This is a genomic window from Flavobacterium selenitireducens, from assembly GCF_014748335.1.
In the GTDB taxonomy this organism is placed as follows: Bacteria; Bacteroidota; Bacteroidia; order Flavobacteriales; family Flavobacteriaceae; genus Flavobacterium; species Flavobacterium selenitireducens.
In genome coordinates this window covers 111,443-127,304 of record NZ_JAAVIY010000002.1, presented here as the reverse complement: position 1 = coordinate 127,304, position 15,862 = coordinate 111,443, and the positions used below count along the sequence as shown (strand labels likewise).

Below are 15,862 nucleotides of genomic sequence, written 5' to 3'. Positions count from 1 at the left end.
TAACTTTACTCAAATCCTAGAAATCATGTTAACGAAGAATATAGAAAACCTGCTCAACCAGCAGATAAAAATCGAAGCCGAATCCTCACAGATCTATTTGTCGATGGCGTGCTGGGCCGATACTCACGGCTTGGATGGTATCGCACAATTCATGTATACACAGTCTGACGAAGAACGCACCCATATGCTCAAATTGGTGCGATATGTCAACGAGAGAGGCGGCCATGCACAGATTACCGAACTCAAGGCGCCCAAAACTACTTTTACCAATTTCGTTGAAATGTTTGAAGAGCTTTACAAACACGAGGTTTTCGTATCGGAATCGATCAACAATCTCGTGCACGAGACATTGGGTGAAAAAGACTATGCGACGCATAATTTCCTTCAGTGGTATGTCGCCGAGCAAATTGAAGAGGAGGCGCAAGCCAAGACCATTCTCGACAAAATTTACATGATTGGCGACGACAGGGGCGGATTGTATCTGTTTGATCGCGACATCCAACAAATTCCCGTACTGAACGCTTTGAACTACAATGCCAAATAGTTAAAGTTGATTCGGTTTGATTTAAAACAATTTATATTTGCCAAAATACGTTACGGCTTTGGGCAAGAAGGGGAAAGAAAAAGACCAGAAAAAGAAGGAGTATAAAAAACTTCTCAAAAAACTCAAAGTCGCCGATAATTGCAAAACCAAGTGCTGCGAAAAATACAAGAAAAGCGAAGACAAGCGGTGCGCCAGATGTCCGATGTTCGACTTGCTTGAAAAGCGGCTTGCTAAATAAGATAACCCTCCTGAAATGGAGGGTTTTTATTTTGGATATGAAAAAATTGTTGTTGACATTCATTCTCGTTCTCACTGCACATTCCTATGGACAGGCTTTGGTCGCTTCTACGCCATTGGAGCTCAAAAAGCCGTGGGATCGCAGACAGGTTCTCGCTTCCCAAAATTCCGATGGAACGTTTTCGGCTTTTGCTTCGGATAAACAAAAAGTCGTTTGCCTGCGATACAACAGCGCACTTTTCTTTCGCGATAGCTTAAGAGCGACGACACCTGACGAGAACGCCATAATGACCGGAGCCAGTCTTGGCGATACAGGTGCTTCGCATCTCTATTGGTCATCGAGCGATTTTTCGAAAGTTTATGTTTCCTCTTTCGATTTTGCGAACCGCACTACATCTAAGAATGTCTTCAGTTTTTCTTTCGAGAATGAAACGTTCATCGGAACCTACAATGACGATGGGGCGTTTCATTTCCTGACTGTCGATGACGAAAAACCACAACTAAAATTGCGCACTTTCCGAAATGGAAATCCTCAGGAGTATGTGTTTGATTTCGCAGGCTTTGATATCAAGGACCGAAAAGGTAAAAAGCTCAAGCTCGTCGAAGCGTTTCAAATTCTTGGATTCGAATTTGTGCCGAAAGACGGCTTCATTCCTCTGAGCCAGGCAAGTGCCCCAATTAAAATTTATCCCCGAAACGGAACCGTTTACATTACGCTCGACCACGACCCATCCGTCACGCAAATTTTCTCGATTTCCACCGAAACCCGCACTGTCAAAGAACACAAGGCACAACAACCTCCGCTCGAAGTCGTCGCCGCCAGCAGGTCGAATTCGTTTTTGCTCGACGCTGTTCTTTACCAGGTTCGCATTAGTCGGAACGAAATGGTTGTCGGTGCCAAGCAACTCGATTCCTTGTCGAAATCTGTTAAGAATTACGGCGTCTCGACAGACGGTAATATTGCGTTCCGCACTTCACCATTACTTGTCCAGAACGGAAACAAAAAACCGTTCGAACTTTCGTCTTCAAAAAAGTTCTTTTCCCGACTTGAAGGCGCACGACCTGGAATTTCCGCTTACTCCAACTCTCAGGGTGTCATACTTAACATCGGTGGCGTAAGAGAGATCCAGGATACGGGTAACATCATTTTGGGTGCGACATTAGGCGTTGGCGCAATCGCGGCCGGCGGTGGTTACGACTTCGGCGACATGTTAGGGCAAGGCATTGTCCAAACGATATATTTCGAATCGCTTTTTGACGACAGCTTCAATTTTACCAAAAAAGATCTCGATCCGATTGCGGTTGATTTCCTCTCCGAGTTTATGTCGCAAAATCAATCGGTACAAAATTACTACCTCACCTCGTTTGTAGATGCTAAGATCCTGACCTACTACGACGCCAAGCAAAAGGCGGTAATCCTTCGCAAATTTGAGGATGCACCGCCAATTGAGGAGATGTTCCGGAATTAGGCGCTTTTCCCACCAAGCAATAGAAGCTCGCTCGCGACAATTTCAGTGATGTATTTCTTGTCTCCGTTCTTGTCGTCGTAATTACGATAGATAAGTTTGCCTTCAATGGCGATCTCTTTTCCTTTATTGACGTACTTTTCAATGATTTCGGCGTTCTTCCCCCAGGCAATTACCCGATGCCACTGGGTTTCTTCCACTTTCTCGCCTCGGTCGTTCCTATAAACTTCCGTAGTGGCCAAGCTAAGATTTGCTTTTTTGCGGTCGCTTTCGTAATTCTTGATTTCAGGATCTTGGCCCACATGGCCGATAAGCTGTACTTTGTTGCGTAGTGAATTCATGGCTTGTAAAAATTTAAATGGTTTTGAAAGCGGATCTTTTCCGCAAATCGATGAGGCAAATTTGAAAAAGCCACCGGAATTTATCCGGTAGTTAAACATTTACTGTCGTTTATAAACGTTTGTTGTCGTTTGTAAGCGTTTGTTGTCGGATAAAAATGTAAGAATTTCATATATTTGGAGAGCTCAACATTACGCATACGCCTTGGAAGACAAGCGTTTGTATAATATCAAGCCAGAATCGAATCCATCCAACCAATTACACGCCTTATGAAAAACTGTGCAGAATGCGGAGACAAATTGTCGGGCCGCGAAGACAAAAAATTTTGCAGCGATGGCTGCCGCAACGTCTTCAACAACAAAATCAACAAGGACAGCAACAACTTCATGCGCAACATCAACAACCTTTTGCGCCGGAATTACCGGATTCTTACCCAACTCAACACCAACGGGGCAACAACGGCTTCGCGTGCCGAACTCGTAAATATGGGTTTCGATTTCGAGTATGTGACGGGCATCCGAACGACAAAAAAGGGCAAGACGTATTACTTCCTTTACGACCACGGCTATCACAAACATTCCGGTGATGACTTTAGGCTTATCCGAAAGGAAACGTAAGCCCGACCAAACAGCAACCATCTACCACCATGAAAAAAACCTACGCCTCGCTACTTTCAGTCCTTTTCCTGTTCGGAATACTTTGCTGGATGTACTTCGACCAGATGCCTAGAAGCGTCTCCGATGAAGTCGTGCCACTATCGGAATTCTCGACCAAACGTGCTATGGCGATCGTCAAGGAGATTTCGAAAGAGCCTCATTACGTGGGTTCGGAAAACCACGAAACAGTTTCAACTTATTTGCAAAAGGAACTGCAGGCGCTTGGACTGGAAACTGAAATCCAGCAAGGAACCACGTTGACCGATTGGGGAAATCTCGTCAAATCAAAAAACATCATTGCCCGGATAAAAGGTACAACGAACGGCAAAGCGTTATTGTTGCTCTCTCATTATGACAGCGCTCCTCATTCATATTCTTACGGGGCCGGTGACGACGCTTCGGGCCTTGCAGTAATATTGGAGAGTGTCCGCGCCTATCTGCACAATAAGACAGCGCACAAAAATGACATTTTCATCGTCTTTACGGACGCGGAAGAACTAGGTTTGAATGGTGCTGCGCTTTTCGTTACCCAAAGTAAATGGGCGAAACAAATCGGGCTTGCGCTCAATTTCGAAGCGCGCGGAACCCAAGGTCCCGGCTATATGCTCATGGAAGTCAACAACGGCAACGACGCGATGGTAGAAGGTTTCGACTCTGCGGGCGCAGCCTATCCCGTCTCTAATTCGCTTATGTACAGCATTTACAAAATGCTCCCGAACGACACCGACTTGACCGTTTTTCGAGAGCAGGGAAAAATCCAAGGTTTTAATTTTGCCTTTATCGACGGGCATTACAACTATCACACGGCCCAGGACGATTTCAACCATTTAAGTCCGGAAACCGTCGCCCACCAAGGCAGTTATCTCGTCCCGCTGCTCCAGTATTTTTCGAATACGGATCTCAACAATCTCGATTCCGACGACGATCAGGTATATTACAACACGCCAATCGGGTTTTTTCACTATCCGTTTTCGTGGAACTTCGGTTTGCTCACTATCGCATTCGTGTTTTTCCTGTTCCTCGTGTTTGTCGGAATGGGAAAAAGGCTGCTTTCGCCTGCACAAATGGGCAAAGGTTTTATCTTGTTTTTCGGAGCCTTAGCCACTTCGGGACTCATCGGATTCTTCGGCTGGCGCACGATTTTGGCTTTTTATCCTCATTATCCGGACATTCTCCAGGGCTTTACCTACAACGGTCACTGGTATATTGCGGCGTTTGTGTTGCTTAGCCTCGGGATCGCGTTTTTGTGGTACGCCAGGACGGGAACAGAAAATTCCATAGGCAATTTTACCGTTGCGCCTTTGCTGGTCTGGCTGCTCATCAATTTAGGGCTTATGGCGTTCCTGCCGGGTGCGGGATTTTTTATCATTCCTGTTTTCTTCAGTTTGCTGATGTTCGGATTTTATATCGCAACCCAACATTCGAGCCCGATACTTAATATGATTTTCGCGATTCCCGCATTTTTCGTTTACGTTCCTTTCGTGCTTATGTTCCCGATCGGACTCGGGCTCAAAATTCTGTACGGAAGTGCCGCACTCACAATATTGATCTTCGGATTGCTGTTGCCGCTGTTTGCTTCGTTCCCTAAAAAAGGGCTGTGGTCGGCTTTGTTCATCGTCGCCTCTGTCGGATGTTTCGCGGGCGCGCACAGCCAATCGGAATACGCTCCGGGTAAAGCCAAGCCGAACAGTCTTTTGTATATCTATGACGCCGATGCCGACCGTTCGGTTTGGACGACCTACGATAAGAACCTCGACGACTGGACGCGGAATTATCTTACGGAAAACCCTAAAGACGGGAGTTCGCTGAGCAAAATTCCGCTTTTCAGCAAATATAATTCTACCTTTACTTATACGTACGAAGCCATGTTGCGCGATATTCCCGAGCCGTATGTCGATTTTCTTACGGATACCGTCATCGGGAACCAACGGCATCTGACCATCAAAATCACGCCTACCCGAACGGTCAACCGCTACGATATTTTTGCCAACGAGAATATGGTGTTGCACAACCTGAAGGCCAACGGCGCAGGACTGTTAGGGCAAAAAGGATCGGCTTATCCGCGCAAAGGCAGGAAATTGGTGAGTTATTATGTTGTCGATAATGAAGCGTTGACGCTGCAATTCAGTATTCCGAAAGGCACGAACCTCGATATGGAATTGCTCGAATCATCGTTCGATTTGATGACGAATCCGTTGTTCATCATGAAAAAGCGAGCCGATTGGATGATGCCGACGCCTTTTGTACTTACCGATGCGATTTGCATAAAAAAGAAAATTGCGCCAACGCCAAAAACGATAATTCCATTGCCGACACGCCGGAATTTCGAATTGCCATCGGCCGATAACGACACCATTCCGGATATGGATTCGGAAAACGAATACAGTCCCGCCGCTCCAAATAGCCAACCTGAAAATTAATATACGAAAAGCCAATGGTGTCCGTTACTAATTTGCGGACTGTGTCACGAAATGATTTACGAAACGAAAAAGACGCGCGATTTGGCAACGAAGAACAACATCAGCATACTCGGCTGCGGCTGGCTAGGGCTACCACTGGCCAAGACCTTGGCGGCAAGCGGTTTTCATATCAAAGGATCGACAACGTCCGACTCAAAGCTCCAATCCCTGGCGCAGTCGGGAATTGAACCGCATCTACTGAAACTGGAACCAGATGGAATCCTTGGCGATGTAACGGCGTTCCTGGGCACGTCCTCTACGTTGATCATCGATTTCCCGCCCAACGCAAAATCCGAAAACGGTTCGTATGCGACAAAGATCGGATATCTCGTTCCCCATATCGTGGAAGCTGGCATAAAGTTCGTATTGTTGGTGAGCTCGACATCGGTTTACGGCCGTGGAAGCGGCTTGGCGACCGAGGAGATGACGATTTCCCCTACAACCGAAAGTGGAAAACAGTTGCTTGAAGCCGAGCAGATTTTGTTGAAAGACACCCATTTCCAAACTACCGTTTTACGCTTTGGCGGACTGATCGGCGATGAGCGCCATCCCGTATTTCATCTTTCGGGAAAGGAGAACATAGAAAACCCGGAAGGTCCCATCAACCTCATCCATCGCGAAGATTGCCTCGGCATCATCCTGAAGATCATCGAGAACAAGATCTGGGGAGAAGTGTTCAACGCGGTCGCGCCTTATCATCCTACGAGAGAAGAATATTACAGCGAGAAAGCGCAGGATTTGGAATTGCCGCCACCGCATTTCAGCAAAACGAACCAATCGTCCGGGAAAATCGTGAGCACAGGAAAATTGCTGCGTTACATCAAATACAACTTCCTGCACCCGGAACTGTGAGCAAAAAAAAGACCGCCAAATAGCGGTCTTCCAACTTCTGTAACTTCATTAACAAAATTCGTCGTATGCGTCCTTCAGGTTTTCGGCAATCAACTCAGCCGGGCGACCTTCGATGTGATGACGCTCGAGCATATGCACCAACTCACCGTCTTTGAACAACGCCATACTTGGCGATGAAGGCGGGAAAGGGAACATTTTTTCGCGGGCGGCATCAACTGCATCGCGTTCCATTCCGGCGAAAACCGTAACCAAACGGTCTGGTTTTTTGTCTCCGGCAAGACTCATTTTTGCTCCCGGACGTGCGTTTCTGGCGGCGCAACCGCAAACTGAATTCACGACAACCAATGTCGTTCCCGTTTGTGATAACGCAGATTCAACGGCGTCGGCAGTATATAATTCCTGGAAACCGGCGGATACGAGTTCGTCGCGCATCGGTTTTACCAATTCTTCTGGATACATAACAAAAGTGCTAAAGTTAAGTTGCAAAGATACGGATAAATGGGAAAGTCAAATCGGGTTTAACCTATTGTAAAAACCAATGAATCCGATAGTTTCGGACTATACTTCAATCCAAGGTATAGCGCAGTCCGCAAAACGTGCGCAAACCTTGATTCGGTGCATAAACGTAAGTCGGGTCGAACGTCAGCGCATACGGATTGGCCGCTGTCGGAATCACATTCCCGCCGCCGTCGTATTCCACATTTTGGTCAAAAGGATCGTTGGCGTTCGCAATCAGGAAAGGCGCTTTCTTAGCCGGCGTCCAGTCGAGCAGGTTTTTTACACCAAAATAAATATCGAGATTGCGGAAACGCTTCAACGTAACCTGGATGTTCTGTATGCTCCAAACCGGAGAGTATTCGTCCCGAGGGTCGAGAGGCCCAAGCAACGGCAATCGCATCGGGCCATAGACGTTTCCGGTATAGTCGATGTCGAAATCCGTTCCCGGAATCCGATAGGAAATCGCCCACGTCCCCGAAAATCGTTCCGTGAGCGCCTGCCTAACGGTATTGCCGTTCTCGGTTCGCGTCACATCCATAAAAGTCGCGCCAACCGTAGCTTTCAGGCCATTCGGCAGCACGAGGTCGAAATTTGTCGAAATGCCTTTCGTCACGGCGTGTCCGTCGAGGTTGCGGTAAATGATCTGGTTCGGATTCGCGTCGTAATCGGGCAAAATCGAGTTTGTAAAATACGTATACCAAGCCGAAGTTTCGAACTGCAACACGCCTCCGTTTTCGAAACGAAACTTGCGCATCACGTTCAGGTTGGCGTTCCACGAGCGCTCCGGCTTCAGGTCTCCGACGACGATCACATCGCGGCTTCCGGTAAGTGCCGCATGCTCTTCGGTAAAAAGATTGACGACGCGAAAACCGGTTCCGGAATTCAGGCGCAGGATCGTCCCGTCTTTCAGGCTCCATTTGTAAGCAATTCGTGGCGTAAAAATCGACCCGTGGCGGTTGTTGTAGTCGTAACGTGCGCCGATCAACAATTTGTGCTTATCGGCAATCGCAATTTCATCTTGTGCGAAAATACCGGGAATGTTCATGTGATCGGCATGTCGGGTCGCGGCCGTATTGTCGTTGTAATACTGGTATCGGAAAGCGGTTCCGAACAGCAAATCGTGCCCTTTCAATTTCTTGTCCCAAGTGAGTTGGGCGAACCCTATGCGTTGTTGGGCGAGGTATTTTGTCGCGCCGTAAGCCGCATTTTGGTCGTGATCGGTATACGAATATTGAAACAAGATTTTTTCCTTTATCGGAAGTTCGTAAGCGCCGACGATCTCGAAACGGCTGGTGTAAATGCTTTCCCCGTAAATTTCCGATCCGGCCCGGTGTCGCTTTCGCCATTGCATCTCACCTCCCCACCGATCTTCGTAATAATAGCGTCCCATGACCGAAAAAAGCTTGTTGTCCGGGCGCTCAAAGTTCCATTTTTGAAAAACGGAAACACGGTCTTGCAGGGTGACATCGGTAAAATTGTCGCCGTTTTCGTCTATCGGATTGCTGTAATTAAAATAGTTGATCCCGATAAGCGCGCTTGCCTTTTCGGATGCCGAAAATTTGAAACTCGCATCGGCATTCGTTTCGCCCCAACTTGTGGTAAACGCATCGGCGTAAAACGCAGGACTGGTGCGCGCCGTTTTGGTGATGATGTTGATCAATCCGCCGACGGCCTCGCTTCCGTAAAGTGAAGATGCCGGACCTTTCACGACTTCGATGCGGTCGAGAATGGAATTCGGGATTCCGGACAAGCCGTAAACTGTCGACAAACCGCTGACGATGGGCATTCCGTCTATTAAAACCAGTGTGTACGGACCTTCAAGACCGTTGATGTGGATGTCGCCAGTGTTGCAAATATTGCAATTCAGTTGCGGCCGGACGCCGTTTACGTTCTGCAACGCTTCAAAAACATTGGGCGTCGGATTCTTCCTGAAGTAAGCCGGCTTGTAGCTTTCTACGGGTACAGGGCTTTCGGAACGGGAAACGGCTTTTAGCGTTCCGGTCACGACTACTTCGTTGAGCGTATTATCTTCTTTGAGATTGAAATTGACATATGCGTCCGAATTGTCAGAAACGACGACGGATTTGGTTTGGGATTGCATACCGACGAAGGAAGCCGTCACCCGATACTTGCCGGAGGCGATATTTTCGAATTGGAAAACTCCCAATGAATCGGTCATTACGGACTTGCCTTGTACGGAAACCACGACGTCCATCAAAGGTTTTCCGTCGAGATTGACCTTTCCGGAAATGGTTCTGTCCTGGGAAAAAACGGTTTGAGCCAACAAAAAAATACCGAACAAAAGGTTTAGCCTCATTACAATTAAAATTTAGACAAATCTAAAAATTAAATTTGCTCAGGCAAAAAACAAAATTTACATTTGGGTTAAATTTGTGAAGGTGAAGGGAAAATCGTTAGAAGAAGTACACGAATCGGTTGCGACTCAGGGAAAAGTCAAAGGTTTTAGGAAAATCCTTGCCTTTTTGGGGCCCGCTTACCTGATCAGTGTCGGCTATATGGATCCGGGAAACTGGGCCACCGATATCGCCGGCGGAAGCCAATTCGGTTACGCCCTTATCTGGGTGCTTTTGATGAGCAACATTATGGCGCTTCTGCTCCAAAGCCTCAGCGCCCGACTCGGGATCGTAACCCAACGCGACCTGGCGCAGGCTTCGCGCGAAACCTATTCGCCTTTTGTCAACTACATCCTTTATTTTCTCGCTGAAATTGCCATCGCTGCCTGCGATCTTGCTGAAGTGCTCGGCATGGCTATCGGTCTGAATCTTTTGTTCGACATTTCGCTGCTGAACGGCGTATTCATCACGGTTCTGGATACGTTCCTCCTGCTTTTTCTGATCAACAAAGGCATCCGGAAAATGGAAGCTTTTATTATCGTTTTGGTCGCGATCATTGGGATTTCGTTTGTTTGCGAGATGATTTTCGCCCAACCTGAACTCGACAAAATCGTCGCGGGTCTCGTGCCTTCGTTGCCTGGAGAAGCCGCTTTGTATATCGCCATTGGGATCATAGGCGCGACCGTGATGCCGCACAATCTCTATCTGCATTCATCGTTGGTTCAGACGCGCAAATTCGACCGCACCAAAGAAGGCGTCAAACAGGCTCTCAAATACAATTTTATCGATTCGACGATTGCACTCAACCTCGCGTTTTTTGTCAACGCCGCGATTTTGATCCTCGCCGCTGCAACGTTCCATAAAAGTGGCATGTATGAAGTCGCGGAAATCCAGGATGCGCATAAATTCCTGGCGCCTATGCTCGGGACAAAATGGGCCGCCATCCTGTTCGCCGTGGCCCTGATTGCCGCCGGACAAAGCTCGACCGTGACAGGAACGCTCGCAGGGCAAATCGTAATGGAAGGCTATCTCAACCTGCGCATTCAACCATGGGTTAGGCGAATTCTGACGCGTTTGATCGCGATCGTGCCGGCAGTGATCACCATTTCGATCTTCGGGGAAAGTGTCACCGGTAAATTACTGATTTTCAGCCAGGTTGTTTTGAGTTTACAACTTGGTTTCGCCATTATCCCGCTGATCCACTTCGTAAGCGACAAGACGAAAATGAAAGGGTTTCACATCAGTCGCGTAACGCAAATAGCGGCCTGGCTCATCGCTTCTATCATCGTTTCGCTCAACGGAAAACTCGTTTACGATGAGATAAAAGGTTGGATCGAGGCGTCAGAAAACCCGGTTTGGCTGTGGCTGACGGTGGTTCCGCTGGCTGTCGGGTTCTTGGCGTTGCTGATCTTCATCATCGTGAAACCGTTTGTTATCAAGCCGAAAGAACACATTTTCAACCATTCGCCTCACAGCCTGAAGCTCAAATATGCCAGGACGGGCGACTCCGCAAAAAAGAACATTGCCGTTACCGTCGATTTTTCGGATGCTGATGAAAACGCGCTCAACAATGCGTTTGCGCTTGGCGGAACCGACGCGACCTACACGCTGATTCACGTCGTGGAAACCGTCGGCGCGATCATGTACGGTGACGAAATCGTCGACCATGAAACGTCCGTAGACGAAAAATTGCTGGCGGAATACGACGAATTGCTGACCGCAAAAGGCTATCGCATCAAAACCAAGCTAGGATTCGGGAATCCGGGAAAAGGCATTCCGAAAATCGTCAACGAAGGTCATTTCGACGTCTTGGTCATGGGAACCCACGGCCATTCAGGCATCAAGGATTTGCTGTTCGGAACCACGGTTGGGAAAGTGAGGCACGGCGTTTCGATTCCGATTGTGATCGTGAAGAAATAGGTTGCCCTTGTTCATTGAGTCCGTTTCGAAACGATATCATGCTTTAAGACTATTATGACTTTTTCTGAAGAAAATTACCTCAAAACCATCTACCATCTCACAAGTGTTTCGGACAGCGGCGTGAGCACGAACGCCATCGCCGAGAAAATGGATACGAAAGCATCCTCGGTGACGGACATGCTCAAGAAACTGGCCGAGAAAAAACTCGTGAGCTACAAAAAATATCAAGGTGTTTCCCTTACTGAAAGCGGTTTGCTGGCCGCCAAGATGATCGTTCGCAAACACCGGCTTTGGGAAGTCTTCCTCGTCGAAAAGCTCGATTTCAACTGGGATGAAGTACACGATATCGCCGAACAGCTCGAGCACATACAATCGGAACAGCTTATCGACAGATTGGACGATTTTCTAGGGAATCCGACCGAAGATCCGCACGGCGACCCGATTCCCGATTCCAAGGGACGCATCGTAAAGGTGGACAAGCAGTTGCTTTCTGAACTCGAGCAGGGACAAGCCGGTGTTTGTGTTGGCGTGAAAGACACGTCTTCGGAATTTTTACAATATCTCGACAAACAGAACATATCGCTTGGTACGAGAATCGAAGTGCTTTCTAAAGAAAGTTTCGATCAATCGCTGCGCATCAAAACCAATATGACCGAACTTACCATCTCGAATAAAATTGCAGGGAATTTGTTCGTACGAAAAACGTAACTTGCCCCGCATAAACATCAGCAATATGAAAAAAACCATCGCTTTGGTCGCATTCTTGGCGACGAGCCTTGTATCGGCTCAAAAAGCAACTCAGTTTGAGATCAAGATTGAGCCTTTGAAAAAATACACGCTTGAAACCGTGTCACTCAACAACATCAACATGGACGTCCCGACCCAGGGCCCGATGACGATCCTACAGGAAACAAAAGGTCCGTTTGTCATGACTACTGCCAAGGCCGCTGCGGACGGAAGCGTTCCCGTAGAACTGAAATACGGGGATGTGACCGTAAAACAAACCTATAACGGCCAGCCAATGGAACAAAAAAGCCCTGCGAGCGGCATGACCGTCGTCGGGAAGTTCGACGGTTCAGGAAAGTTCGTCATGGAATCCGTGAAGGGCGATAACGTCACGGACGAGATCAAAACAATGCTCAACACTATGCTCGAAAGCGGTCTCAAGCAAATCAACTTCCCTAAAAAAGCGTTGGCAATTGGCGATTCTTTCGAAGATACGACGCCTTTGCAAATCCCACTTGGGCAAATGGGAACATTGAGCGCCACGATAAAGTCAACTTACAAATTGACCAAAGTCGAGAACGGGATAGGGTTTTTTGACAGCGCTCAAACGCTTACAATGGACAAAAACGACGCTACCGACATCAAAGCGACGGCTACCGGAACAGGAACAGGTAAAGTAGAGGTTTCTATTGCCGACAAATACATCAAGAAAAACGGCGCAACGATGACCATGGATATGACGATCGAAGTTTCCGGGATGAAAATGGATATGAAAAGCACTTCTACATCTTCGACTACTGCCACGGTTTCGAAATTGTAACAGCAAGATCTTCCAAACCGTTCGCGTGAAGGATGCGAGCGGATATCCTTGCATAAAAAGAGCCCGGGTTTTCCGGGCTTTTTTTATGTAAGATAGCAGCGGGTCAGCCTGACGGCGGCTTGGCGTTAAATTGTTCGGGCACGAGTTTTCGACGGCCGCCGGCACGCCCAAATTATCATCCGCAACCGCAGTCTGTGCCGCAATTGTCGTTATTTTTCTTTTTCTTGTAAAAGAACTTTCGCCCCAAATACAACAAGGCGACACCCAAAATCCCGAATGCGATGAGTTCCTGTATCATTGCAAAAACTGGTAAGCGGTTAGTGCGGCGAGGTAGGCGACGGCGCTCATGATCGCGAACTGTATCGCAGGCCATTTCCAGGAATTCGTTTCCTTTTTCACGATAGCCAGCGTACTGGCGCATTGCATGGCAAAGGCGTAGAACAGCAAAAGCGATATGCCGGTGGGGAGATCGAAAAGTTTGGAGCCGTCAGGACGTCTTTCAGCGGCCATTTTTTCGCGTATCGGGTCTTGTTCGTCGGTTTCGCCCACCGAATAAATCGTGGCCAACGTCCCCACAAAAACTTCGCGCGCGGCGAAAGAACTCAACACCGCAATCCCGATTTTCCAATCGTAACCCAAAGGTTTTATCACGGGTTCTATGACTTTCCCGGCAATTCCGAGATAGGAATTTTCGAGTTTGTAAGACGCGATATGGCCATCGAGTTCCTGTTGTGAAACGGCTGCATCCGACTTTGAAATTTGAGCCGTCACGATTTTATCGGCGTTGTTGAAGTCGTCTCCCGGCCCGTAAGACGCGAGAAACCACAACACGATCGAAATCGCTAGGATGATCTTTCCGGCTCCGACGACGAACGCCTTGGTTTTCTCCACAACATTGATCCCGACGTTGCGCAACAATGGCAATTTGTAATTCGGCATTTCGACGACAAAATACGTTTTGGACGTGACCTTGAGAATCTTGTTGAAGATGTAAGCGGCAAAAATCGCCATCAGGAATCCGGCGGCATACAAGGCCATGAGCATAAGTCCGCGTATGTTGAGGAATCCGAGCACGCGCTCATCCGGAATCACAAGCGAAATGATGATTGTATAAACCGGCAAGCGGGCCGAGCAGGTCGTGAACGGCGTGACCAAAATCGTGATCAGGCGTTCTTTCCAATTTTCGATATTGCGCGTGGCCATAATCGCGGGAATGGCGCAGGCGACGCCCGAAATCAAAGGCACGACGCTCTTTCCGCTAAGGCCGAAACGCTTCATGATCTTGTCCATCAAAAACACGACGCGGCTCATATAACCGCTTTCTTCGAGTACCGAAATGAAAAGGAACAGGAATGCGATTTGGGGAATGAATATCACGATCCCGCCTATTCCGGGAATGATGCCCTGTGAAATCAAATCGGTGAGCACGCCCGGCGGCATGTGTTCCTGAACGGCCGTGGACATCCATCCGAAAGCCGAATCGATGAGATCCATCGGCACCTCCGACCAACTGAAAATACTTTGGAAAATCAAAAACAGTATACCAAAGAAAATCGCATAGCCCCAAACTTTATGCGTCAGAATGCGATCGAGTTTCGTCCCAAAATCACGAGCCGATTCCTTGTCGATCGTTTGCCCGACCTTGAGCACGTCGTTTATGAATTGGTAACGCTTTATCGTTTCCTTTTGCTGCATGCGCTTGAGCTCGGAATCTGACTTTCTGTGCTCAGACAGGATTTCCTTTTTCTCAATGCCGCGGAAATTCACGTCCTGGGTAATCACGAGCCACAATTTATAAACGAGCTCGTTCGGGAAAGTCTTTCGCAACCCGCCGAAATAGTCGGGATCCATGGACGAAGCATTGAGGCAAGGTTCCGTCGAAAGATTTTTATAGGACATGATGAGCTGTTTCAGTTCCTCTATGCCTTGCTTTTTACGCGTACTGATCAGCGCAATTTTCGTGTTGAGTTGTTCTTCGAGATGGGAAATATCGAGCGAGATGCCTTTGTAGGCCATGCGATCGGCCATGTTGATGGCAAGGATCACTGGAATCTCGAGGTCTTTGATCTGGGTGAAAAGCAGCAGGTTGCGCTTGAGGTTTTCGACATCGGTTACGACAACGGCCACGTCTGGGAACAATTTGTCGTTTTTGTTGAGCAGGAGTTCGATTACTACATTTTCGTCCATCGAACTTGCGTTGAGACTGTACGTCCCCGGCAAATCGAGAATGTTCGCTTTCGCGTGGTTCGGAAGTTTGCAAAATCCTACTTTTTTCTCGACCGTGATGCCCGGATAATTCCCAACTTGCTGATTGAGTCCCGTGAGCGCATTGAATACGGAGGTTTTTCCCACATTCGGGTTTCCGATAAGCGCTACATTGATATTTTCGTTGCTCATTTACGACGTCACCTCAACCGAGATGTGCTTTGCGGTTTCCTTGCGAATCGCCAGCCGCGCACCATTTATGTCGAGATACATAGGATCTCCGAGCGGTGCGATCTGTAGGAGTTCGACGCTGTTGCCCGGCAGGCAGCCCATTTCGAGCAGCTTGAGCGGAAGCGCATCGGCGTCTATCCCAGTAATGGTGGCCCTGTCGCCTTTCTTGAGGCGGTCGACGGTTGTTTGCAAGCTTATTTAGATTGAATCTGCGCAAAAGTACGACAAAGATTCCAAACCGACCCGTTTTGACGGCGGTAACGGCCAACATTATCGTATTTTTAAGAAGCATTTTCCCGCTGCCCGCTGCCCGCTTTTTTAAACCCACCTATTTTTGCAAGGCGGCGCTTCCGGCTTCTCTGGTCGCCGTCATCGCCGCGCAAAAAAAGCAGGTTTTTTCAAAAGGCTGTCCGCTCGCATCGGGGCTAGGCTCCGGAACCCGAAAAACCAATCGGCGATCTGTCGCGACAATTCACTAAATTAGCCCGATAGAGAATGGCCGCAGCTAATTGTTCCATTCGCTAATCGCGTCATTGCCTTCGGCCAGTTCGGCTG

At 48.1% G+C, this 15,862-nt stretch carries 16 protein-coding genes; 10 read left to right on the top strand and 6 right to left on the bottom strand.

Features of this window, described 5'->3' with window-relative positions:
- Nucleotides 1-25: 25 nt before the first annotated feature.
- Genes HC229_RS04170 through HC229_RS04160 form a run of 3 tightly spaced genes read left to right on the top strand, consistent with a single transcriptional unit; the run spans nucleotide 26 to nucleotide 2,250 of the window.
- Nucleotides 26-544, top strand: a complete 519-nt coding sequence (locus HC229_RS04170; RefSeq protein WP_191019204.1) for a ferritin — start codon at nucleotides 26-28, stop codon at nucleotides 542-544.
- A gap of 37 nt (nucleotides 545-581) precedes the next feature.
- Nucleotides 582-782, top strand: coding sequence for a hypothetical protein (locus HC229_RS04165; RefSeq protein ID WP_223845519.1), 201 nt, complete (start codon nucleotides 582-584; stop codon nucleotides 780-782).
- 37 nt (nucleotides 783-819) lie between these two features.
- A complete protein-coding gene (locus HC229_RS04160) occupies nucleotides 820-2,250 on the top strand; it encodes a hypothetical protein (protein WP_191019203.1) in 1,431 nt (476 codons plus the stop codon).
- Here HC229_RS04160 and HC229_RS04155 read toward each other — a convergent pair.
- Entirely contained in the window at nucleotides 2,247-2,588 is a 342-nt protein-coding gene (locus HC229_RS04155; protein WP_191019202.1) for a single-stranded DNA-binding protein, read from the bottom strand. The genes HC229_RS04160 and HC229_RS04155 overlap by 4 nt on opposite strands.
- 267 nt (nucleotides 2,589-2,855) lie before the next feature.
- Between HC229_RS04155 and HC229_RS04150 the strand changes: the two genes are divergently transcribed.
- From HC229_RS04150 to HC229_RS04140, 3 genes are all read left to right on the top strand, one after another.
- Complete coding sequence (locus tag HC229_RS04150; protein ID WP_191019201.1) at nucleotides 2,856-3,203, top strand: hypothetical protein; 348 nt, start codon at nucleotides 2,856-2,858, stop codon at nucleotides 3,201-3,203.
- A 29-nt stretch (nucleotides 3,204-3,232) separates the two neighbouring features.
- Entirely contained in the window at nucleotides 3,233-5,662 is a 2,430-nt protein-coding gene (locus HC229_RS04145; RefSeq protein WP_223845518.1) for a M28 family peptidase, read from the top strand.
- Nucleotides 5,663-5,743: 81 nt separating this feature from the next.
- A complete protein-coding gene (locus HC229_RS04140; protein ID WP_223845517.1) occupies nucleotides 5,744-6,553 on the top strand; it encodes an SDR family oxidoreductase in 810 nt (269 codons plus the stop codon).
- Nucleotides 6,554-6,601: 48 nt separating this feature from the next.
- On the opposite strand, the gene HC229_RS04135 is transcribed toward HC229_RS04140, so the two are convergent.
- On the bottom strand, nucleotides 6,602-7,012 hold the full coding sequence (locus tag HC229_RS04135) for a BrxA/BrxB family bacilliredoxin (RefSeq protein ID WP_191019199.1): 411 nt from the start codon (nucleotides 7,010-7,012) through the stop codon (nucleotides 6,602-6,604).
- Nucleotides 7,013-7,118: 106 nt separating this feature from the next.
- On the bottom strand, nucleotides 7,119-9,368 hold the full coding sequence (locus HC229_RS04130) for a TonB-dependent receptor (protein WP_191019198.1): 2,250 nt from the start codon (nucleotides 9,366-9,368) through the stop codon (nucleotides 7,119-7,121).
- Between the two features lie 76 nt (nucleotides 9,369-9,444).
- On the opposite strand from HC229_RS04130, the gene HC229_RS04125 reads away from it, so the two are divergent.
- From HC229_RS04125 to HC229_RS04115, 3 genes are read left to right on the top strand one after another with little or no spacing between them, the layout of a single operon-like run.
- Entirely contained in the window at nucleotides 9,445-11,325 is a 1,881-nt protein-coding gene (locus HC229_RS04125) for an Nramp family divalent metal transporter (RefSeq protein ID WP_408610249.1), read from the top strand.
- A 54-nt stretch (nucleotides 11,326-11,379) separates the two neighbouring features.
- Nucleotides 11,380-12,033: a metal-dependent transcriptional regulator gene (locus HC229_RS04120; RefSeq protein WP_191019196.1), complete on the top strand. Its 654-nt coding sequence runs from the start codon at nucleotides 11,380-11,382 to the stop codon at nucleotides 12,031-12,033.
- 25 nt (nucleotides 12,034-12,058) lie between these two features.
- On the top strand, nucleotides 12,059-12,871 hold the full coding sequence (locus HC229_RS04115; protein WP_191019195.1) for a hypothetical protein: 813 nt from the start codon (nucleotides 12,059-12,061) through the stop codon (nucleotides 12,869-12,871).
- Nucleotides 12,872-13,046: 175 nt separating this feature from the next.
- Here HC229_RS04115 and HC229_RS04110 read toward each other — a convergent pair whose 3' ends face one another.
- Genes HC229_RS04110 through HC229_RS04100 form a run of 3 tightly spaced genes read right to left on the bottom strand, consistent with a single transcriptional unit; the run spans nucleotide 13,047 to nucleotide 15,499 of the window.
- Nucleotides 13,047-13,169 carry a FeoB-associated Cys-rich membrane protein gene (locus HC229_RS04110; protein ID WP_191019194.1) on the bottom strand — a complete coding sequence of 41 codons (123 nt, stop codon included), beginning with the start codon at nucleotides 13,167-13,169 and terminating at the stop codon, nucleotides 13,047-13,049.
- Complete coding sequence (gene feoB / locus HC229_RS04105; RefSeq protein WP_191019193.1) at nucleotides 13,166-15,268, bottom strand: ferrous iron transport protein B; 2,103 nt, start codon at nucleotides 15,266-15,268, stop codon at nucleotides 13,166-13,168. Before feoB ends, HC229_RS04110 begins: the two co-directional genes overlap by 4 nt.
- Entirely contained in the window at nucleotides 15,269-15,499 is a 231-nt protein-coding gene (locus HC229_RS04100) for a FeoA family protein (protein WP_191019192.1), read from the bottom strand.
- 56 nt (nucleotides 15,500-15,555) lie between these two features.
- On the opposite strand from HC229_RS04100, the gene HC229_RS04095 reads away from it, so the two are divergent.
- A complete protein-coding gene (locus tag HC229_RS04095; RefSeq protein ID WP_191019191.1) occupies nucleotides 15,556-15,786 on the top strand; it encodes a hypothetical protein in 231 nt (76 codons plus the stop codon).
- Nucleotides 15,787-15,862: the final 76 nt, after the last annotated feature.